Raw genomic sequence first — 23308 nt, 5'->3', positions numbered from 1 at the left:
TGAACGGGTGATAGGCCGACGTCTCGTCGTCGCAGCGGTAACGCCTCCATCCGGACCGGCGACTTCTCGCAGTGGCGGCACAGCTGTGCGCTGCGTCGCTCCACATCGGATACCTGGCAACGAGGCGTCGGGGGCCTTACGCCGAAGGGCGGGTAGGCCATGCGGTCTTCGCGGAGCATCGGACGGCGGACGACGGCGGTTCTGACCAGCGGCGCACTCGCGTTGTGGGGTCTGGCGGCGGTGAGCCCACCCGCGGTGGCCCAGGCGGAGGACGTGCAGAAGATCCTCGCGGGGATCAGCGCGTTCGGCGACTTCTCCGAACAGCTCGCGACCGTGGGCAAGCTGGGGGAGGCGCTGCCGCTGCTGGGCGTGAGCCCCGGCGCCGCGCTCGGCTTCGGCGATCTCGTCGCCAAGACGGTGCACGACCCGCTGAAGGACAAGCAGAACTTCCCCGACCTCGCGGGCACCTACCAGCTCGGCGGCACCCGGCCGGGCACGCTGACCGTGCAGACCAGTGACGCCAACGGGATCAAACGCGTCGACGCGACCCTGCACGTCACGACCGTGGCGGACAAGCAGCCGATCGGCGTCGCCGACCCGTCGGTCAGCTTCACCACGTCTGGCGCCGTGGACGTGGCGTTCACGCTCGACGCCAAGTTCCACTTCGCCTACCAGGACGCCACGAAGTCGTTCTGGCTGGTGAAGGACGGCGACTCGCCGAAGTTCACCGTCGGCGCGAAGGGCGAGCTCGACCCGGACGCCGTGCCCACCGCGGGCTTCGGCATCCTCGGCGTCGACCTCGACAAGGGCGCGAGCCACGTCACCGTCGAGGCGAACATCACCGCGTCCGCCGACGACCCCAACGGCGACGGCAAGCTGACCGAGATCACCGAGCAGGGCGCCGCGGCCGGGCTCTTCCACATCGGTCTCGGCAACCCCGCGGGCAAGGTCGACGCGAGCCTCAAGTTCACCTCCCAGCAGCTCGCCGGCGCGAACGTCGGCGGGCTCACCGGCACGATCGGCGTGCAGTGGCCCGACATCGCGAGCGGCGCGCCGTCGATCACCGTCACCGGCCCGGACCTGGCCCAGCTCAACCGCTTCACCACCCTCAGCCCGCGCGACCTGCTCGAAGGCCTGAGCCACCTGGTCAACTCGATCGACGCGGTGCAGCGCGCCCAGTGGGGGTCGGTGGCCGACCCGGTCGGCAACGTGAACCTGCCGTTCATGCGCGGCACGGTCGCCGACGCGGTGAAGGCGGGCAGCGCGCTCGCGAAGTTCGTCGACGCCAACGTGTTCAAGCCCGAGGAGGACCCGGCGAAGGCCGGGCTGCCGAAGTTCAGCTCGGTCCAGGAGCTCTTCACCAAGCTGAACGTCGCCCCGATCTCGGTGTCGGGCGTGAACTACCGCGACGACGTGAAGAAGCTCGAGTTCACGCTCACCATGAAGGAAGACGCGCCGAGCGACGGCAAGCCGCTGGACGTCGTGGCCGAGCTGACCTCCGGACAGGGCGACGGTGTCACCTACACCGACACGACCCTCAAGCACGTCAACAAGACCAAGCCGTGGCTCGTCGACTCGTTCAAGGGGCGCATCGTGTCCGCCGGCACCTCGCAGGGTGTCGTGAAGAGCAACACCGCCGACGAGATCACGCTGGAAGAGCCGTGGCAGGGCGGCAAGCCGCTCGACAAGTCGCCGTACAAGGTCAACGCGCCGGACCCGATGACCGGTCAGGTCACGTTCGGCGACACCTTCGCGGGCAAGGGGCTCAAGGACGCCAACGCGCTGAACGCCACCGCGACGGTCAAGCCGTCCTACGAGGCCAAGGCCACGCTCGTGCTCGACCTGCGCGACCCGATCAAGGGCGAGGCGTGCAAGCCCCTCGACCCGGACGCCGCGACCAGCGGCTGCCCGTTCGCCGACAAGAACCCCGACGGCACCACGACCCTGGTGTCCAGCCTGCCCCGCACGCCGGACCGGTTCCTGCTGCGCACCGGCGGCCAACTGCTCAGAGCCACGGCCAACGTCGACACGAACGTGGACGTCAACGGCAGCGTCGGCTACCTCAAGGTGCACCTGTCCGGCGACCTGCACATGTCCACAAAGGACGGATCGGCGGACATGCTGTCGATCAGCCTGAAGAAGCTCGGCGACGCCGACGGCGACCTGCCGTTGTCGCAGATCTTCGCGAAGGTCGTCGACAACCCGGACACCCCGGCGCTCGAACCGGAGAACCTGCTCACCGTCGCGGTCGGCGCCAAGGCCACGGGCAAGGTGAAGCTCGACGTGCCCGGCATCGAGAACTTCTTCGGCGGGCCGGTGGAGGTCGGCGTCACGATGCCCGACATCACCGAGCCGACGAACGTCCAGTTCACCGGCCTCGACGCGCTCGACAGGGCCAAGGCGTTCGACTTCGACCCGAACAACCCGCGCGCGATGTTCGGCCAGATCATCAAGGCGCTGCAGGTCCTCAACGGCTCGCTGCAGGCGGTCGAGGGCGACGGCAAGGTCAAGAACACGCTGACCACCCCACTGCCGGTCGTCGGCAAGTCGCTGTCCGAGCTGCTCGGCAGCGCCGACACCGGCACGGGCAAGTACGGCAACACCACGCTCAACGGCAAGAGCGTCGGCTTCCTGCGCGACGACAGCAGGACCGGCGACAAGGCGTTCGGCGCCGACCTGCAGGGCCGGGCCGTGCTGGTCGGCACCCAGGTCGCGGTGATCTTGGCGGCCGACCCGCAGAACAACCGCGTGCTGCTGGCCGAACCGTGGGGCCAGGTGCCCTCCGACGGCACCGCGTACGCGTTCCGCAGCCCGCTGGAGGACGCGGTCGACCGGCTGACCGCGGCACCGCCGGACTACCTGCAGGACCTCGTCGCGCAGCTCAACGCCGCGCTGCCGAGCGGAAGCGGGATCTCGTTCGCCTACCAGGTCGTCGACACCAAGCCGTCGATCGTGCTGAACGTCGACGTCAAGCGGAAGGTCGCCACCTCGCAGCCGGTGCGGTTCTCGTTCACCGACGACAAGGGCACCCCGCGGTCCCTGGTCGGCGCCGAGGGCGAGGCCACCGCGAACCTGGCGCTGACCGGCTCCACCAAGATCGGGTTCGTCCTGCCGCTGGAGGCAGGCGACGGCCCCGCCAACGCGGGCGCGCTCAAGGTGCTGCCGAACTCCACTGTGGACCTCACCGCGCACGGTGGGATCACCGGTGTCGTGAAGTCCTCCGTCGGGCCGTTGTCCATCGCGCTCGGCAACCCGAAGGGCACCGAGAAGGCCGTCGCCAACGCGCACTACAACGCGCACCTCGGCTACAGCGGGCAGAACCCGGTGTCGCTCAGCGACTTCGTCAAGGGCGTGTCGCTGACCCTCAACGGCGACAACCAGCCGGTGACGTGCGCTGGTGATCCCGCGCAGGGCACCGACCTCGCGCTGTGCGCGGTCATGCCCGTGTTCGTCAGCTCCGACAACGTCACCTGGACCAAGCTGTCGAGCCCCGGCGACTCGTTCATCGTCCGGCTGCCGCGTCAGGTCAGCGACCTGGACCAGGCGTTCTCGTTCAGCCCGGACCTGCCGGGTGGTGTCAAGCGGTTCGAGATGCCCACCGACATCGGGCAGAAGATTCTCGACGCGCTGCTGGACTTCTCCCAGTTCGGCGACGGCATCGAGAAGTACCTGGCGATGATCGAACGCGCGCTGCGCACCGCCGCGTTCGACGGCAAGCTGCCGCTCGTCGGGGACGACATCCAGCAGGGAGCCGACAAGTTCGGGCAGCTGCGCGCCAAGATCCAGGAGGCGATGACCAAGCTGCCGGGCGGTGGCCGGGTGAACAACACCGGCGAGCTGCAGACGTGGGTCAACGACCACCTCAAGCCCGCGGTCGGCAGCGCGGTCACGGTCGGCTTCACCTGTGACGCCACGCTGGCGCCCGCGACCAACGCCAAGGCCACGGCCCAGGGCACGACCGGGTCGAAGAAGTACGTCTACGGCGTCGTCGCGACGGCTCAGGGCAAGGACGCGCCACCCGCGGTCGCGGAGGTGACCAACGGCGCGGACCCGTTGACCAACGACAACTTCAACCGCATCACGTGGACGAAGTCGCAGTACGCCACCGGCTACAAGATCATCCGCAAGACCGACCCGAACACGAACAACTGGGTCGTGATCAAGGGTGACATCGCCGGCGACCAGGTCCAGTTCGACGACAAGAACCTGCCCAACGGCGCGGCGTACGTGCCGGCCACCTCGAACCCGAAGCTGACGGACTGCCCGGGGGCGGCGTCGCTCGCGGACATCACCGGTGCCACGTTCACGTTCGACGTGTGCGACGGCGACGTGTTCGGCAACGACTGCGACAAGGAGACGCTGACCCCGGAAAGCCCGCTCGACATCGGCATTCCCGGTCTGTCGCTCAAGGCGGCGGAGGGCGCGCCGAACATGAAGGCCGCGCTGGCCTACCACCTGCACGTCAAGGTGGGCGTCGACAAGAGCAGCGGGTTCTTCGTGGCCACCAAGGACGGCCCGAACCCGGAGCTCGGTGTCAAGCTGAGCTTCACGCTGCCCGACAACATGAAGGCGCGGCTCGCGTTCCTCGACGTGAACCTCAAGCAGCACGCGGGCGGCGCGACGGACCTCTTCGCCGGCACGTTCGTCGTCGACCTGCACAAGAAGGGGCAGGCGGCTTGCTACGAGAACTGCGGGCCTGCCAACGACGACCGGATCACGCTGGCCGACCTCGCCGACATCGGCCAGGTCGCGAGCGTGTCGCTGAAGGCCAAGGTCGGCATCGACTGGGACTTCGACGTGAGCGCAGGACCGCTGCCCGGCATCAACGGCTGGTTCCACCTCAAGTGGGAGTGGAACGCGTTCGGCGGCAAGCCAGGTGACGGCACACCGGAGATCGCGTTCAACAACGTCCAGCTGAACGCGGGCAAGTTCCTCGGCGAGGTGCTCAAGCCGATCGTCGAGAAGATCGCGCTGTTCACCAAGCCGATCCAGCCGATCATCGACCAGCTCTACGCGCCGATCCCGGTGCTGTCGGACCTCTCGCGCGCGGTCGGTGGTGGCGACGTCAACCTGGTCACCATCGCCAAGGAGTTCTCGACCATCGCGGGCGGGCCGGACCTCGAGTTCGTCGACAAGATCCTGCGAGCGATCCAGCTGATCAGCAAGATCGCGAACAACGGCGGGGCGGTCGACATCGGCAGCTTCAGCGTGCTCGGCGACAAGGCGAAGACCACGACGAACTCGCCGGACAACGCCGCGTCGCTGATCGACCCGAACAAGATCAACCTCGCGCCGGGCGATCTGGCGGCGAAGATCGACGCGTCGGCCGGTGGCAGCACGAAGATCGTGTCCGACGGCGCGGAGGGCAACGCGGCCGGGTTCACGTTCCCGATCCTCAAGGAGCCCGCCAAGCTCTTCGGCCTGATCATGGGCCAGGACGTCGACCTGATCAGGTTCGACTCCGGTCCGTTGCGCCTGGGCTTCTCCTACAGCCAGTCGTTCGGCCCGGTGTACGCGCCGCCGCCGGTGCTGGTGACGATCTCCGGCAGCGCGTCGGTCGAGGCGCGGTTCCGTGCCGGCTTCGACACCTACGGGCTGCGCAAGGCGATCGAGTCGGGCAAGGCCGCGTCCATCCTGGACTCGATCTACCTGGTGACGACCGACGACGCGGGCAAGCCGCTGCCGGTCGTGACGTTCCGCGGTGAACTGGCCGCGGGCGCGGCGGTGAGCGTGGTGCTGATCGAGGTCGGCATCAAGGGCGGCGTCGCGCTGACGATCAACCTCACCTGGGCGGACCCGAACAACGACGGCAAGTTCCGGTTCTTCGAGTTCTCCAAGGTGGCGCTGAACAACCCGATGTGTCTGTTCAACATGGACGGACGCCTGAGCCTGTTCCTCAAGGTGTACATCACCCTCGGGTTCTCGATCTTCAGCGTGTCGTTCGACTTCACGCTGGCCGACATCACGCTGCTCGACTTCTCGGTGAAACCGAACTGCACACCGCCGCCACCCGTGCTCGCGCACAAGGACGGTTCGACGCTGGTGCTGCACATGGGTGACGGCGACATCGGCAAGCGCGCCAACTCGGCGTGGACCGACAACAAGAACGAGGAGAAGTGGACGATCACCCAGCTGGTCAAGCCGGGTGGCGGGTTCGACGGCTTCGCCGTGAGCGCGCTGGGCTTCCGCGAGGAGCACCGCGACGCGAACCTCACCAAGGTGGTCGGCAACGCCACCGGTGACATCGGGAAGCGAATCATCGTCTTCCAGGGTGACGGCGACAAGAGCGGTGCAGCCAACGACGCCAAGGCCGAGGCCAAGCCGTTCGACAAGGACGTCGAGGTGACCGGCGGCAAGGGCGACGACTCGATCAAGACCGGCATCGGCAGGTCGGTCGTGAACGGTGGCCCCGGCAAGGACCAGATCACGACCGGCGACCTCGCGGCCGCGTTCGGCGGCAAGGGAACCGCGACGGTCGACGGCGGTGACGGCGACGACGTGATCACCGTCGGTGGTGCCGACGACGTCGTGTCCGGCGGTTCCGGCAAGGACCGGATCGCGGCGGGGCTCGGCAAGAACCGGATCGACGGCGGCGCCGACGACGACAACATCGGCATCGCCTCCGACAGCCCGCTGGCCGAGACCAACCCCGGCAAGCCGGAGTACGTGGCGCAGGCCAACGTGATCATCGGCGGCACCGGCAGCGACCGGATCTCCGGTGGCTCCGGCAACGACACGATCTACACCGGCACCGAGGTGCAGACCGGCGTCGACGACCACGGCCCCGCCGACAAGGGCGTCAACGGCGACAACGCCAAGGACGCGGTCAACGTCGTGGACACCGGCACGGGTTCGGACACCGTGTACGGCAGCCAGGGCGTGGACTTCGTGACCGGCCACTCGTTGAAGGAGCAGGTCGACGACATCCGCGGTGGCGGCAACAACGACGTGCTGACGGGCGGCTACGGCAAGGACAAGGTGTTCGGCGGTCCGCACGACGACTACGTCATCGCGGAACCGTCCGACGTGGGCGACCAGGCCGGCAGCGGTGTCTTCGGGCCGGTGCGCAACGTCAAGCACCGCGTCCTGCCCACCGGTGTGACGCCGTCGTCGAAGCTGCTGGTCGGCGGGTACGGCAACGACCACGTCATCGGCGGTGACGGTGGCGCGGAGATCTTCGGCGACAAGCACGCCAACCCGTGCACACCGCCGAGCGACAACCCCGCGTCGATGCCGCCGGGTGAGCCGGAGGACAACCAGGACGGCCGCGACCTCATCACCGGTGGCACCGGGGTGGAGATCGTCGCCGCCGGTGGTGCCGCGGACAACGCGGACGCCAAGTCCGGTGCCGATCGCGTCTGCGGTCAGCTCGGCGATGACGTGCTGGCCGGAGGCAACGACGACGACACCATCTACGGCGGTGGCGGCAAGGACATCGCGTACGGCGACGCGGGCAAGGACTTCGTCTACGGCAACAACGACGGCGACACCTTGTACGGCGGCGCGCAGGAAGACGTCATCGAGGGCAACAACGGTGTCGACCGCGCGTTCGGTGGCGCGGACAACGACCGTGTCATCGGCGGCACGCGCAAGGCCGGTGAGCCCGACGTCGGCGACTTCCTCTACGGCGACGCGGGCAACGACATCGTGATCGGCGACAACGGCGTCGACGGGCCGTTCGACCTCGACGGCGCGAACGCCGCCGCTGGTGGCGCGGACTTCGTCTTCGGTGGTGACGGCGAGGACCGCGAGTTTGGCGGTCTCGCGCACGACGAGATGTCCGGTGGTCCGAAGGACGACTACCTGGAGGGCAACAACGCCGACGACGTCGTGCACGGTGACGGCGGCGAGGACCGGATCATCGGTGGCAGCTCCGAGATCGCGTCCGGTGCAGGTCGTCCGGACGCGGGTGACACGCTGTTCGGCGACACCGGTCCCGACCTGATCGCGGGTGACAACGCGGTGCTGTCCCTTGTGGACGGTGCGCAGGCCACGCCGGTCACGCTCGGGCGAGGTTTCGCCAAGGCGCACAAGGTCGAGCTGCTCGACCTGGGCTACACGCCCGCCGCCGGCACGTCCGGCAAGGACAAGATCAGCGGTGGCGACGAGTCCGACGTGATCTACGGACAGGGTGACGAGGACACCATCACCGGTGACGGTGCCGACGACTACGCCGAGGGCGGCCCCGCCCGCGACAAGATCGACGGCAACGACGGCCAGGACGACCTCGTCGGCGGCAGCTCGACCGAGGACTCACCCGGCGTGGGCCAGCCGGACGCCGGTGACGTCATCCACGGCAACAACGACCAGGACGTCGTCCTCGGCGACAACGGCCGGTTGGTGCGCGGAGGAGCGCCGCACCGGATCGTGCAGGAGCGCGGCCTGACCGCTCGCGCGATCGTCCTGTACGACCTCGGCCTGACCCCGCACGCCGACTCGTCCGGCCCGGACGAGGTCGACGGCGACGACGCCAACGACGTGATCCTCGGCCAGGCGGGCCCGGACCGGTTGAAGGGCAACGGTTCCGACGACTACGTCGAGGGTTCGCAGGGCGTCGACTGGATCGAGGGCGACGACGGTGACGACGACCTCGTCGGCGGCAGCAGCACCTCGCTCTCCGGCGCCGGTGACACGACGGTCGGCCAGCTCGACGCCTCGGACGCCGTGTTCGGCGGTCCTGGCAACGACGTCGCCATCGGCGACAACGGCGTCGTGCTGCGCCCGGCGGCGGGGGAGACCCCGACGCGTGCCACGATCCGCCTCGCTCCGTCGGGCGGAAACCCGATGGCGCCGCGGATCGTGCAGCGCTACGACCTGCAGCCGGGTCCGGCCGACCGGTTCGGTGACGACCGGATGTCCGGTGGCTCGGGCGTGGACGTGGTGTGGGGCCAGGACGGCGGCGACTTCCTCACCGGTGACGGCAACGCCGACTACCTGGAGGGCAACGGCGGCAACGACGTGCTGCGCGGCGACCGCGGGCTCGGCTCGCCGTCGTCGGAGACCACCGTGGTGCCGTTGAACGACGCGAACTGGCCGGGCAGCTCCAGCGGGCCCGACCAGCTGGTGGGCACCGCACCCGACGGTCAGGACGACATGATCGGCGGCAGCACCGTCCAGGGCTTCCGCGACGGCAACGACGCCTTCGAGGGCAACGGCGAGGACGACGTCCAGCTCGGCGACAACGGTTCCCTGAAGCGCACGCTCCAGGGCCAGCCGGGGTCGATGACCGAGCAGGTCTACACCGAGCGCTACAAGTCCGGTGCCGTGCCGTCCAACGCAACGGTGTCGCGCATCGCCGACATCGGCCCGTCGACACGCTTCTGCACGACGGCCCAGGCCACGTGTGAAGCAGCCGGTGCGTTCGGCAACGACACGATGTACGGCGACGACGGCAACGACGGCATGTGGGGCCAGGACGGCAACGACACCATGCACGGCCAAAACGGCGACGACGACATGTACGGCGAACTCGGCGACGACGTGATGTTCGGCGGCGACGGAGAGGACGCCATGCTCGGCGACCGCGGTGGCGTGGTCAACGAGTACATGAACGCCAACGACGTGGCCGCGCGCGGCTTCACCGTGCAGCTCAACTCGGTGCCGCAGGAGAACTACACGGGCTTCCGCGCCGACTCCTACGACCGCCGCGTCGACCTGCTGCACGACGTCAACGGCGACCAGTTCGTCGGCGGCCCGACCGCACCGGCCATGCCGCACGACGGCATCACCGAGGGCGGCAACGACCGCATGCGCGGTGGCCAGGGCAACGACAACATCCACGCCGGCTTCGGCGACGACCTGGCCAACGGCGACAGCGGCGGCGACCAGACGTTCGGCGGCGACGGCGCGGACGTCCTGTGGGGCGGCAAGGGCTGCGACCCCGTGGTCAACGCTCAGACACCGGACTGCCTGAACAACGGCACGTTCGACGCCTCCTCGCGCGGCACGAACGACAGGTTCATCGACCACACCTTCGGCGGCGTCGGCGGCACTTCCACCGCCTCGCAGCAGGGCGCACTCGGGTCCGACGTGCTCGACTTCAACCCGCGCGGCGCGTACCCCGGCAACTGCGCGCCGGGCATGTGGCCGGTGACGCTCGGCGACGGCGCCATCGACCCGTGCCTGTGGTTCGAGATGACCGACAAGGCCAACGACAACCCTGCCGTTCCCGCGACGCTGGCCGACAACCAGCACCACGACGGCACCGACTGGATCTACGGCGGCTGGGACCGCGACGTGCTCCAGGCCGACCGCGCGCAGAACGGCCCCAACCCCGGCGACCGCCTGATCGACTGGACCGGCGCCTACAACCTCTACACCCACTGCCCGGCCTCGTACGGCGGCTACAACGACATCCGTCAGCGCAGCCCCGGAATGGAGACCTTCCTGCAGAGACTGGCGTGGGGCACCGGCGCGGGCCAGACGGTCAACGACGCTCTGACCAGCGGCACCTCGGCGTTCCGGGAACTGGCGCTGGTGTACGCGGCCGACAACAACGCCCACGGCTCCGGCCCCGCCTACCCGACGACACCCGGCCACTTCGACTCACCGGTCTCCTGCACCGACTGAAAGGAGCTAGCGGTAGTTACCGACTGGTAGTAAGTTCTGCGGCATGACGCCTGACGCTTCCGCGCACATCGACGTGGCCGCCTCGCCGCAGCGGGTGTTCGACCTGGTCAGCGACCTGCGCAGGCTCGGTGGCGTCGCAGAGGAGTACTCGGGAGGCCGGTGGCTCGGCGCCACCGGCCCCTCCGTGGGAGCCCGGTTCCGCGGCGTGAACCGGCGCGGCTGGCGGGTGTGGCCGACGGTCTCGACCGTCACCGACTGCTCGGAGTCGCGGTTCGCGTTCGAGGTCCGCTCGCTCGGCATGCCCGTGGCGCGCTGGCAGTACGACATCGAGCCGACGGACTCCGGGTGCCGCGTCACGGAGTCCACCTGGGATCGGCGGCCCGGCTGGTACAAGCCGATCACGATGCTGGCGACCGGCGTGCGGGACCGCGCCGTGACGAACCAGCGCAACATCGAGGCGACGCTGAAGCGGTTGAAGCAGGCCGCGGAGAGCTGACCGCGGCGCCAACGCCCGTGTGACGGTGTCCCGGCGAAGTAGTGCCGGACTAAGAACCTCGACGTCGGTGTCGCGGTAGACGGTGCTGCTCCGGACGTTCGGGTCAGGGGCGGCCTGCTCGATGACAACCGGACAGAAACGCTCACATTTTCACTCGCCGTCCAGTCGCACGGTACCTGCGCGTCGATTGCCGTGAGCTGCAAACATCGGAGGACCGAAACTAATCCCGGTCGCTCCACCACGTTGAAAACGCTCTCAAGTGCGTGAGAGCGTGCCCAAACGACGGTTGACACCCTCGTAACGCCTGCGTTCAATGCTCGTCAAATATCCTATAGGATCAGAGATCCGAGGAGTTGGCGTGGCAAAGGTCCTACGCGCCGAGGCGTTCCAGGTCGACGTTCCCGTCGAAACCCTGCGCACGGACGCGGTCCAGCAGTTCGTCAAGCAGGAGACCGTGTTCGTCGAGATCACGACCGACGACGGCCTGCGCGGACTCGGTTACGCCTACACGATCGGCACGGGTGGCAGCTCGGTCCTCGCTCTGCTGAAGGACCACCTGCTGCCGCGGGTCGAAGGTGCCGACGCGCGCCGGATCGAGCAGATCTGGCAGGACCTGTTCGCGAGCACGAGGTCGACCACGGTCGGCGCCATCACGTCGCTCGCGCTGGCCGCCGTCGACACCGCGCTGTGGGACCTGCACTGCCTGCGCGCCGGAGAACCGTTGTGGCGCATGGCGGGCGGCTTCCGGCGGGAGGTGCCGCTGTACGACACCGAGGGCGGCTGGCTGCACCTGTCCACCGAGGAGCTCGTCGCGGGCGCCAAGGAAACGGCCGCGCAGGGGTGGCAGGGCATCAAGATGAAGGTCGGCAAGCCCGATCTGACCGAGGACGTCGAACGGCTCGAAGCCGTCAGGGAAGCGGTCGGCGAGCGGTTCGCGATCATGGTCGACGCCAACCAGTCGATGACGTCCGCCGAGGCCATCAGGCGGGCGAACGCGTTCAGGCACGTCAACCTCGCCTGGCTCGAGGAACCGCTGCCCGCCGACGACGTGAGCGGGCACGAACGCCTGGCCAGGTCGACCACGATCCCGATCGCGGTGGGGGAGTCGCTGTACTCCGCGGCCCAGTTCCGCGAGTACCTCGAACGCGGTGCCGCGTCGATCATCCAGGTCGACGCGGCGCGGATCGGTGGCATCACGCCGTTCCTCAAGGTCGCGCACACCGCGGAGGCGTTCAACGCCGACGTCTGCCCGCACTTCCTGATGGAGCTGCACGTCAGTCTTGCCGCCGCGTTGCCCAACGGGAGGTTCGTCGAGCACATCCCGCAGCTGCGCGCGATCACCAAGAGCGAGCTGACCGTCCACAACGGACACGCGCTCGCGCCCGACACGCCTGGTCTCGGCATCGACTGGGACCGCGACGCAATGGACGACCTGCGTGCCAATTGATCGAACACAAGTCACAAAGGAGTGGTCTTGAGAGCGTTAGGTGTCGTTGCCGGCCTGCTCGCGTCGCTGATCGCGGTTCCGGCTGCCCAAGCACAGCCTGTCCAAGCACAGCAAGAAGCCCCGAAGATCGCCCAGAAGCCCTACATGGGCTGGAGCAGCTGGAGCCTCCAGGCGACCAACTACCCCGGCGTGAACCCGGACGGCCCCGCCAGCTGGCTGAACGAGAAGAACGTCGTGGCGCAGGCGGACGTGCTCGCGGCGAGGTTCAAGCAGCACGGCTACGACCACGTCAACGTCGACGCGGGCTGGCTCGGCTCGTTCGACGAGTACGGCCGCCCGGTCGCGGACGCCAAGAAGTTCCCGCGCGGCATGAAGTGGCTCGGCGACCACGTGCACGGCAAAGGCCTGAAGTACGGCTCGTACCTCGCGGTGGGCCTGGACCTCAAGGCGTACAACGACGGCAGGACGCCGATCTACAACGCGCCCGGTTGCACCACCAAGGACATCGTCTACCCGGACCTGCGCAAGACCAACGGGTGGGACATGGCCTACAAGATGAACTTCGACAACCCGTGCTCCCAGAAGTACATCGACTCGATCGCGCAGGTCATCGCGGGATACGGCGTCGACTTCCTCAAGCTCGACGGCGTCGGCCCCGGCAGCTTCAAGGGCGGCGAGAACTACGACAACACCAGCGACGTCAAGGCGTGGAAGACCGCGCTGCAGCGCACCGGGCGTCCCATCGAGTTCCTCATCTCCTGGGCGCTCAGCCACCGCCAGGCCGACGTGTGGAAGGCCAACACCAACGGCTGGCGCATCGACACCGACGTCGAGTGCTACTGCCCGACGCTCGTCACCTGGAACAACTCGGTCAAGATCCGCTGGAACGACGTCGTGCAGTGGATCGACGACGCGGGTCCCGGCCGCTGGAACAACCTCGACAGCCTCAACGTCGGCAACGGCGAGATGGACGGCATCACCGAGGCCGAGCGGCGCAGCTACATGACGCTGTGGGCGATCTCGAACTCGCCGCTGTACATGGGCGACGACCTCACCAAGATCGACGAGTTCGGCTACAAGCTGCTCACCAATGACGAGGTCATCGCGATCAACCAGGCGGGCATCCCCGCCCGGCCGGTCGACCAGTACTCCGACCAGCAGGTCTGGTACGCCCGCAACGCCGACGGAAGCTACACCGTGGCGCTGTTCAACCTCGGCTCCCGGCCCGCCGCGGTCACGGCGGACTTCGCCCAGCTCGGCATCAACGGCACCGCCAAGGTCCGGGACGTGTGGGAGCGCAAGGACATCGGCCAGGCCAAGGGCTCGTTCAGCGCCGATCTGCCGGTGCACGGCACGAAGCTGCTGAAGATCACCCCGCGCTCCGCCGTGTCGCCGGCCGTCGTGCAGGGCACCGGCGCCACGCCGACCAGCGTGTCGCTGAAGTGGCAGGGCAGGTCCGGCGTCCGCTACGACGTCTACGCGGGCAACAGGAAGGTCGCGACGACCACGGACACCACCGTGACCGTCACCGGCCTCACCCCGGCCACCTCCTACGAGTTCACCGTGGTGCAGAACGGCAACCGCTCGAAGCCGATTTCCTTCGTCACGCCGAAGGAATCCGTCACCTACGAAGCGGAGAAGGGCAGCACCGGCGGCGGCGCGACCGTCTACGGCTGCGCCTGCTCGAACGGGTCGAAGGTCGGGTTCATCGGCGGCAGCGGCATTCTCACGATGCCGACCGTGACCGTGCCGCGTGAGGGCACCTACCTGGTCGAACTGTCCTACGTGGACGCCAGCTCCAGCAGGACCGGCATCGTCACGGTGAACGGCACCAGCTTCAAGCTCCCCGTCGCCGGCTCCAACGACGACAACTGGAACACGCCGCAGAAGGTGACCGTCCCGATCTACCTGTTGGCGGGCGACAACACGATTCGCTTCGGCAACCCCGACGACTCCGTGTTCGACGTCGATAGCATCCGCATCTGACCCCCGGACAGGAGGCGTCGTGGTGACAACCGTGCAAGACTCCAGCGCCCAGGTCGTGCGTGGACCTGCCACCACGGCGCCTCCGCCCACAGCCCGGCGGCGCACAGGCCCGGCGTCGCGCCGCCACGACACGTGGGTCGCGTGGCTGCTCGTTGCGCCCGCCATCCTCGGGTTCGGCGTGTTCTTCGCCTACCCGATGCTGCGCGGTGTCTACCTCAGCTTCACCGAGTTCCACATCCTCACCCCGCCGGTGTTCACCGGACTCGCGAACATCCAGGAGCTGATCCACGACGGCAGGTTCTGGCACTCGCTGGGCGTCACCGCCTACTTCGTCGTGCTGTCGGTGGTTCTCGGCGTCGGTGTCTCGCTGATCACCGCCGTCGTGCTGCACCGCCTGGGCGTCAACACGACGGTCCGCGGGCTGATGATCCTGCCGTTCCTCATCTCCGGCGTCGTCACGGCCCTGGTGTGGACGTGGATGCTCGACCCGCAGCTCGGCATCGTGAACCAGCTGATCACGTGGGTCACCGGGGAGCCGATCATGTTCTTCGGTTCGGGCGGCTGGGCGGTGCCGACGCTGGCCGCGCTGAACGTGTGGAAGTCGATGGGCTACAACGCGGTGCTCATCTTCGCGGGCCTGCAGACCATCCCCGCGTCGATCTACGAGGCCGGGCGGATCGACGGCGCGTCGGAGTGGCAGATGTTCCGCTCGCTCACGCTGCCGTTGCTGCGGCCGATCCTGGTGATGGTCGTGATCCTCAACGTGATCAGCGCGACCCAGGTCTTCGACATCGTCCAGGTGAGCACCAAGGGCGGCCCGGCGGACGCATCGCTCGTGCTGCAGATGTACATCTACGACAAGGCTTTCGGCCAGTTCGACTTCGGCTACGCCGCCACCATGTCGCTCGCCCTGTTCCTGCTGCTCGTCGCGGTGACCTTCACGCAGCTGCGGATGGCCCGCGCCGGCGAGTCCGACACCAACTGACCAGGAGGCTGCGGTGAGAATCGGTCGTACCGTCGCGTGGGGCTACCTGGTGGTCGTCCTGCTCGTCACGATCTTCCCGTTCTACTGGATCCTGCGCACCGCGCTGTCCAACAACTTCGCGATGTCCACCGATCCGTCCTCGTTGCTGCCGGTGGACTTCACGTGGGGTCCTTTCAAGCGCGCACTCGGTCTCGCGACGCCCGCCAAGGCCGCCGCCGAAGGCGGTTCGGGCGCCAAGATCGACCTTGCCTTGGCGCTGTGGAATTCCGTTGTGTACGCGGGACTTCTGACGCTCTGCACGGTCGTGTTCTCGGCACTCGCGGCGTATGCGTTCGCCCGGTTGCGGTGGAAGGGCCGTGACGTCGTCTTCGGGGTGCTGCTGACCGCGTTGATGGTGCCGTCGGTGTTCACGTTGCTGCCGAACTTCGTGCTGATGAAGGATTTGGGGCTGCTGAACACGTTCGGCGGCATGATCCTGCCCGGCGCGTTCTTCTCCGCGTTCAACATCTTCTTCCTGCGGCAGTTCATGCTGGGGCTGAGCAACGAGGTCGAGGAGGCCGCGATCATCGACGGCGCCGGGCCGTTGCGCGTGTGCTTCCGGATCGTGCTGCCGATGAGTGTCGCACCCATGGCGACGCTGACGCTGCTGACGTTCATCACCACCTGGAACGACTACTTCTGGCCGTTGCTCGTCACCAACGACGAGTCGGTCCGCCCGCTCACCCTCGCGCTCGCGGTGTTCAAGCAGTCCTCACCGCAGGCGTCGCTGGACTGGGCGGGGCTGATGGCGGCGACGCTGGTCGCGGCGCTGCCGATGTTGCTGCTGTTCGTGGTCTTCGGACGGCGGCTGGTCAACTCCATCGGCTTCACGGGGATCAAGTGAGACTGCATTGGCCGTCAGCGGCGGCTGAGTGGACCGAGGCGCTGCCCGTGGGCAACGGACGACTCGGCGCGATGGTGTTCGGCGGGGCCGGGCGGTCCCGCGTGCAGGTCAACGACGCGACCGCGTGGTCGGGAACGGCCGTCGGTCCGGCGAAGGCGCTGGCCGACGTGCTGGCTTCCGGCGCCGGTCCGGAGCGGCTGGCCGAGGTGCGCTCGGCGATCTTCGGCGGCGACCTGGACCGGGCCACCGGCCTGCTGATGTCGTTCGAGGGCCCGTACAGCCAGACGTTCCTTCCGTACGTCGACCTGTGGATCACGCTGCCCGAAGGCGAATCGCACGGCCGCACGCTGGACCTCGGCACGGGTGTCGTCACCGAACGGCTGACCATCGACGGTTCCGAGGTCGTCCGGCGGGTGTGGACGTCGGAAACCGCGCTGTGCGTGGAGATCACCGGCGCGGTGCCGCTGGACGTCGAGCTGACCACGCCGTTGCGCGAGGTGTCGCGCGACGGGCTGTTCCTCGTGGTCGACATCCCGGTCGACTCGGCGCCGAAGCACGAACCACAGGTCGAAGCCCCGGTCTACGGTGCCGGCGAACGCGGCACGGTTTCCGTCAAGATCGAGAACGGCGACCGGTGGCTGCTCACGCTCACGAGCTCCACCACAACGGAATCGCTGTGGAGCGGCCAACGCCACGGCGACCACAGGACGCTGATGGACGCGTGCGACGTCCGGTTCGGCGAGCTGCCGGACGTGATCGACGTGCCGGAGTTGTTGTCCGGCAAGGACGACCAGCTCATCGCCTCGGTGCTGTTCGCATACGGCCGGTACCTGCTGGTGTCGTCGTCGCGGCCGGGTGCGCCGCCCGCGAACCTGCAGGGCATCTGGAACGCCGAGCTGCGCCCTGCCTGGTCGTCGAACTACACGATCAACATCAACACCCAGATGAACTACTGGGCGGCCGAGGTCACCGGGCTCGCCGAGTGCCACGAACCGTTGTTGCAACTGCTGGACAAGCTCGCGGTGACCGGTGCCGACGTGGCGCGCTCGCTGTACGGGGCGCGCGGCTGGGTGGCACACCACAACACCGACGCCTGGGGCTGGTCGCTGCCGGTCGGCATGGGCCACGGCGCGCCGTCGTGGGCGATCTGGCAGATGGGCGGGGCCTGGCTCGTCCAGCACGCCTGGGACCACTACGACTTCGCCCGCACCTGGTCCAGCCTGGAGCGAGCGTGGCCGCTGCTGCGCGGCTGTGCCGAGTTCTGCCTGGACTGGCTGGTCGAGGGTCCGGACGGTTACCTCGACACGTGCCCGTCGACCTCGCCGGAGAACTGGTTCCTGGACGAGGATGGCACACCGCAGGCGTTGAGCTGGTCCGTCACGATGGACGTGGCGCTGATCCGGGCCGTGTTCGAGCGAACCCTGGCGCTGGCTCTGGCGTCCGGCCGGGCTGATCCGCTGCTCGCGGAGATCTCCGCCGCCCTGCCCCGCCTGCGGCCGGTTCCGGTGTTCGGCGGACGGCTGGGGGAGTGGGCGGAGGACGTCCCGGAGGAAGACTCGACCCACCGGCACCTGTCGCACCTCGTGTCCGTCTACCCGCTCGGCCAGATCGTCGCGGGCACCCCGCTCGGCGACGCCGCGGTGGCGTCGATGAACCGGCGCGGCAACGGCGCGATGGGGTGGTCGTGGGCCTGGAAGATGGCGTTGCGGGCTCGCCTCGGCGACGGCGAGACCGTGCGGTCGCTGCTGTCCGAGGCCTCGCAGGCGTTCACCGGCGATCGGCACCGCGACGCGCCGTTCGACGGCTCGGAGTGGGGCGGCCTGCTGCCGAACCTGTTCAGCACGCATCCGCCGTTCCAGATCGACGGCAACTACGGCTTCACCGCCGCGCTCGCGGAAGTCGTGGTGCAGAGCCACACCGGCGTGATCGACGTCCTGCCCGCCCTGCCCACCGGCTGGTCGCGCGGCTCGGCCCGCGGCCTGCGCTGCCGAGGCGGTCTCGCCGTCGACGTCACGTGGCACGACGGCGAGGTCCTGGTGCGGTTGCGGCGGTTGTCCGGTGACGCCGCGGAGATCGTGCCGGTGAGCATCAACGGCGAGGTCACCGAGGTCGTGGTGAGCGACGTGGTGGACGTGCGCGGGAGGATTTCGTGCTGACCGACCTGGACCTGGACTCGCTGTGGGAGTACCGCAGCTCGTACGTCCGCCCCGACGACTTCGACGCGTTCTGGGACGAGACGCTGGCCGAAGCGCGAGAGCTGGACATCAAGGTCGAGGTGGTGCCCGTCGACACCCCGTTGCGGACCCTCGACGTCTACGACGTGACGTTCTCCGGCTTCGGTGGCGACCGGATCAAGGCCTGGTTGCGGACTCCGCGCGGCACCACCGGTCTGCCCGCTGTCGTGCAGTACCACGGTTACGGCAGCAACCGGGGGAGTGCGGTCGAGAACCTGACCTGGGCCAGCGCTGGGTTCGCGCACCTCCAGGTCGAGGTGCGCGACCAGCGCGGCGGCGCCGGGTTCATGACCCGCGGCATCGCCGACCGCTCCACCTACTTCTACCGGCGGGTCTTCGTCGACGCCGTGCGCGCCGTGGATGCCGTGCGGGCACTGGGTTCGGACGGCGTCGCAGTGATCGGCAACAGCCAGGGCGGCGGGATCGCGCTGGCCGTCGCGGGCCTGGTGCCCGACCTGGCCGCGGTGCACGCCCAGGCCCCGTTCCTGTGCGACTTCCGCCGCGCGCTGAACGTCTGCGGCCGCCCGCCCTACACCGAACTGACCACCTACATCGCCGAGAACCGGCGCTGTGACATCTTCCCGACACTGTCCTATTTCGACGGTGTGGGATTCGCTGCCCGAGCCACCGCGCCCGCGTGGTTCTCGGTCGGCCTGATGGACGACATCGTGCCGCCCTCCACCGTGTTCGGCGCCTACCACGCCTACGCCGGTCCACGCCAGATCCAGGTCTGGGAGCACAGCGCCCACGAAGCAGGCGGCTCCGACGACCTCGACATCGCACTCGACGCCTTCCGTTCCCGACTGGAGATGCCATGAAAATCGCCGCCCTGGCAGCCGTGACAGCACTCGTGGTCGCGGGGTGCGGGAGTTCCGACACGGGCTCCGGCAACACCGTGAACTGGTGGACCTGGGACGACAAACAGGCAGTCGCCTACGGCGAGTGCGAGAAGGCGTTCGAGGCCGCCAACCCCGGCACCGACGTGAAGATCACCCGCTACAACGTCGACGACTACTTCACCAAGCTCACCGCCGGGTTCGTCGCGGGCACAGCACCCGACGCGTTCCAGAACTCCGTGCAGTTCCTCCAGGCCTACGCCTCGCAACACCAGCTCATGCCGATGGACAACCTCATCGCCAAGTCCAATCTGGACCTGAAGAAGTACTCGGTCGGCGTCGACACGTGGAAGTTCACCGACGGCAAGCAGTACGCACTCCCGCTCGACTGGGCCGCCGCCGGCATCTACTACAGCAAGGACGCGCTGACCAAGGCGGGCATCTCCGAAGCGGACGTCGCCACGATGACCTGGAACCCCGACGACGGCGGCACCTTCGAGAAGATCGTGGCACGGTTGACGATCGACAAGAACGGCAAGCGCGGCGACGAACCCGGCTTCGACAAGAACGCCGTCGCCACCTACGGCGTCGGCGCCATCGCCGGCCGCAGCTTCATCGGCGAGACCACGTGGGCCCCGCTCGTCTCGACGCTGGGCTGGCGCCTCGGCGACAAGGACCAGTGGCCCACCAGGTTCAACTACACCGACCCCCGCTTCACCAAGACCATGAAGTGGGTGACGTCCCTGACCGAGCGCGGCTTTTCCCCGAAGCTCGGCACCTTCACCACCGGCAACCAGTCGACCATCTCCGACATCGACCTGGTCGGCTCCGGCAAGACCGCGATGACCATCGGCGGCTCCTGGTCCGCGCCGTCGTTCGGCAAGATCCCCGGCGTGCCCGTGGGCATCGCGCCCACCCCGCTCGGCCCCGGCGGCAAGCGTTCCGTGCTCTCCAACTCCAACGGCAACAACATCTGGGCCGGCACGAAGAACCCCGACCTGACCTGGAAGTGGGTCAGCTACATGGGCAGCGAGGAGTGCCAGACCAGGGCAGGCGCCTCCGGCACCTTCTTCCCGTCGATTCCCGCCGCCATGGACAACACGGTCGCGTCGATGAAGTCGCAGGGCGTGGACCTGACCGTCTTCAACCAGTACGTGAAGGACGGCGTGCTCTACCCGTCCACCGCCTACGCCAACGGCTCGGCCGTCCAGTCCGCCGAACAGCCGCTCTTCGAGGCCTACTTCGGCGGCCAGCGCTCCGATGACGTGTTCGCCGAGATGGAACGCGTCAGCCAGGAGATACTGGCCAAGAACTGACGGAGGAGTGGTGTTGCGGACATCGAGCAGGCGTGTGCTCGCGGACGACGTCTACGAGCAGATCCGGGCGCTGATCATGAGCGACGGCATCGAACCGGGCGCCCGCGTCAACATCGACGAGGTGGCCCGCCAGCTCGACGTGTCCCCGACCCCTGTCCGCGAGGCCTTGGCCCGCCTCGAGTCCGAAGAGCTGGTCAGCAGGCTCCCGTTGCGCGGCTACCGCGTGACGGAGCTGCTGAACCGCAAGCAGGTGGACGACCTCTACGCCCTGCGTCTGCTGCTGGAGCCGCCGTCCGCGGCCCTGGCGGCAGGCCGCATGACGCCGGAGAACGTCAAGCTGATCGAGGAGGAACTGGCCACCTGCCCGGCGGCTCCCGCCGACGACGCCTATGACGACTACAAGAACCTCACCGCGCACGACCAGCGCCTGCACGAACTCATCCTGCGGATCGCGGGCAACGACGCGGTGGTGCAGGCGTTCGCGAAAACGCACTGCCATCTGCACCTGTTCCGGCTGAACTTCCAGCAGCCGTTCGGTGTGCAGACCATCACCGAGCACCGCGCGATCGTGGAGGCGCTGATCGCCGGGGACGCGGCTGCGGCGAGAGACGCCATGACCACGCATCTGGAAGTCGCGCGAGCCCGTTTGCTGGACCGGATGTAGCCAGGCGATCAGCACCGTTCAACCGATTGCGGCGACCAGGGTGCTCCGGCAGTGTGCAGGACATGGTCGTCCTCGCTGATGCGGGCTCTCAGGTGTGGTTCTTCGGCCCGGTCGACGCCGACGTCTTCGCGGCGTGGGGTCAGGTGATCGGTGCCGCGGGCACGCTTCTGGCCGTCGTCGTGGCGATCTGGATCGCGATTCGCGACGGCCGTTATCGAGATGCGGAACGCCGGGACAACGAGGCAATGCACGCACGGCTCGTGTCCGGTTCCCGTGCGTCGAATCCACCACACCTGACCATCAGCTATTCCAATTACGGCAACTGCCCGGTGACCAGTGTGCGGGTCGTCGACGTCGTCGGGCGGTTCGGCGAGACGCATTCTTCCGGCTGGTCGATCGACGGCTCGTCCGAACCGTACGTGCTGGGCGCGATCGGGCCGGGACAAACGGTGACCACCCCGCCGATTTCCGTCACCTGGCCGGAGGGCCACCAGGTCGACGAGACTGCAGCGCTGTACTACCCGACCATCGTCTTCTTCGACGCCAACGGCCGCTGGTGGGAACGCCGGGCCCACGACCAGCCCCGGCGGCTGCTCAGCTCGCCGGGGGTGGTTCCCAAGCTGCCGTCGCGGAACGCGTAGCTGTCGAACGGCGGAGCCGCGCCCAGTCGAATCCAGTCGAACGGCAGACGCGTCGACCGCCCCGCTCCACCTGTCGGTGCGACCCCGCTGAGCTTGTTCACGATTCACGAACCGAACCCGTGCCCACACCGGGAAGACCCACTCTGACCAGCAAGATCACGATCACCGCAAAACCTTAAACGCATTTAAAATCCATGTGGTCTAGTCCGATTTGAACCCCGTCCGTGACCTCCCCGTAGTCATCGGTACAACACCGATCGACCCCCCGAGGAGAATCGAATGGGCGCTCGACACCGCAAGCCCGCCATGATCGGCGCGGGCGCCATGCTCGCGGTCGCTGCTGTCGCCGGTGGCTTGTTCGCCTTCAGCGGCACCGACTCGAACGCGGCTGAGGACTGCGGCGGTCTTGACCAGGCCCTGCAGAACAACCTGAACTTCATCGCCGGGCAGCAGGCGAACCCCGACGCGCAGTCGGACGCCCGCATCGCCAACCGGCAGGCGGTCGTCAACCTGATCAACCAGCGGCGCCAGGCGGCCGGCTGCGGCAACAAGGTCGAGGCGAAGGCCGAGAAGGGCCAGGCCGCCACGTCCGGAGAGGACTGCGGTGGCCTGGACAAGGCGTTGCAGAACAACCTGAACTTCATCGCGGGCCAGAAGGCCAACCCGGACGCGCAGTCCGAGGCCCGGATCGCGAACCGGCAGGCCGTGGTCGACCTCATCCAGCAGCGGCGCAAGGCGGCGGGCTGCAAGGGTGACGGCGGCGCGGCGCAGGGCAACGCCAACCAGGGCAACAACAACGCCGGCAACCAGGGCAACGCCAACGCCGGCAACCAGGGCCAGAACACGGCTGCCCCGAAGCCCGACGCGAACCAGGGCGGGGCCTCGGGCCAGCAGGTCTGCCAGGGGTCGACGGTCACGCTGTCCGGCGAGGGCGGCGCGCCCGCCGCGTCGAGCGGCGAGTTCCCGATCGGCACCACGCTGAAGGTGACCAACCTGGACAACAACAAGTCCACCACCGTGAAGGTGGCGTCGGTGTCCGGCAGCTGCGCGCTGCTGAACAACGCCGCCTTCGAACAGGTGCGTGAGCCCGGCAAGTTCCTGATCCGCAACGCGAAGATCGAGAAGATCGGCTGACGACTGTCCACAACGGACGGGCACGCCCGCGTGGCGCGGGGGTGTGCCCGTCCGTTGTGCTGTGCGGAGGTATCAGGATTCCTGCTGACGGCGAAACGGTTCCGCAGGCGGCGCTCG

At 68.2% G+C, this 23308-nt stretch carries 12 protein-coding genes; all 12 read left to right on the top strand.

Going from position 1 to position 23308, the window contains the following annotated elements:
- The first annotated feature begins 159 nt into the window (after positions 1-159).
- The 12 genes from IEZ09_RS28565 to IEZ09_RS28510 all read left to right on the top strand — a co-directional run bounded on the left by IEZ09_RS28565 (position 160) and on the right by IEZ09_RS28510 (position 23191).
- Entirely contained in the window at positions 160-10569 is a 10410-nt protein-coding gene (locus tag IEZ09_RS28565) for a calcium-binding protein (protein ID WP_189256875.1), read from the top strand.
- 43 nt (positions 10570-10612) lie between these two features.
- A complete protein-coding gene (locus IEZ09_RS28560) occupies positions 10613-11065 on the top strand; it encodes an SRPBCC family protein (RefSeq protein ID WP_189256874.1) in 453 nt (150 codons plus the stop codon).
- A 358-nt stretch (positions 11066-11423) separates the two neighbouring features.
- Entirely contained in the window at positions 11424-12512 is a 1089-nt protein-coding gene (locus IEZ09_RS28555) for a mandelate racemase/muconate lactonizing enzyme family protein (protein ID WP_229813036.1), read from the top strand.
- Between the two features lie 27 nt (positions 12513-12539).
- Entirely contained in the window at positions 12540-14498 is a 1959-nt protein-coding gene (locus IEZ09_RS28550; protein ID WP_229813035.1) for an alpha-galactosidase D, read from the top strand.
- Between the two features lie 22 nt (positions 14499-14520).
- Positions 14521-15483: a carbohydrate ABC transporter permease gene (locus IEZ09_RS28545; RefSeq protein ID WP_229813034.1), complete on the top strand. Its 963-nt coding sequence runs from the start codon at positions 14521-14523 to the stop codon at positions 15481-15483.
- A gap of 13 nt (positions 15484-15496) precedes the next feature.
- Complete coding sequence (locus IEZ09_RS28540) at positions 15497-16366, top strand: carbohydrate ABC transporter permease (protein ID WP_229813033.1); 870 nt, start codon at positions 15497-15499, stop codon at positions 16364-16366.
- Positions 16363-18522 (top strand): glycosyl hydrolase family 95 catalytic domain-containing protein, encoded by a 2160-nt coding sequence (locus IEZ09_RS28535; RefSeq protein WP_229813032.1) that lies wholly within the window; start codon positions 16363-16365, stop codon positions 18520-18522. The genes IEZ09_RS28540 and IEZ09_RS28535 overlap by 4 nt, the downstream gene beginning before the upstream one ends.
- Positions 18516-19418, top strand: a complete 903-nt coding sequence (locus tag IEZ09_RS28530) for an acetylxylan esterase (RefSeq protein ID WP_189256872.1) — start codon at positions 18516-18518, stop codon at positions 19416-19418. The genes IEZ09_RS28535 and IEZ09_RS28530 overlap by 7 nt, the downstream gene beginning before the upstream one ends.
- A complete protein-coding gene (locus tag IEZ09_RS28525) occupies positions 19415-20752 on the top strand; it encodes an ABC transporter substrate-binding protein (RefSeq protein ID WP_189256871.1) in 1338 nt (445 codons plus the stop codon). Before IEZ09_RS28530 ends, IEZ09_RS28525 begins: the two co-directional genes overlap by 4 nt.
- 10 nt (positions 20753-20762) lie before the next feature.
- A complete protein-coding gene (locus IEZ09_RS28520; RefSeq protein WP_189256870.1) occupies positions 20763-21416 on the top strand; it encodes a GntR family transcriptional regulator in 654 nt (217 codons plus the stop codon).
- 62 nt (positions 21417-21478) lie between these two features.
- Entirely contained in the window at positions 21479-22057 is a 579-nt protein-coding gene (locus IEZ09_RS28515) for a hypothetical protein (protein ID WP_189256869.1), read from the top strand.
- A gap of 279 nt (positions 22058-22336) precedes the next feature.
- Positions 22337-23191 carry an SCO2207 family protein gene (locus IEZ09_RS28510; RefSeq protein ID WP_229813031.1) on the top strand — a complete coding sequence of 285 codons (855 nt, stop codon included), beginning with the start codon at positions 22337-22339 and terminating at the stop codon, positions 23189-23191.
- Positions 23192-23308: the final 117 nt, after the last annotated feature.

Origin of the sequence: Lentzea flava, assembly GCF_014648475.1 — a bacterium.
GTDB lineage: Bacteria > Actinomycetota > Actinomycetes > Mycobacteriales > Pseudonocardiaceae > Lentzea > Lentzea flava.
Note: the sequence above shows the minus strand (reverse complement) of the source record. Positions and strands in the feature narration are given on the sequence as shown.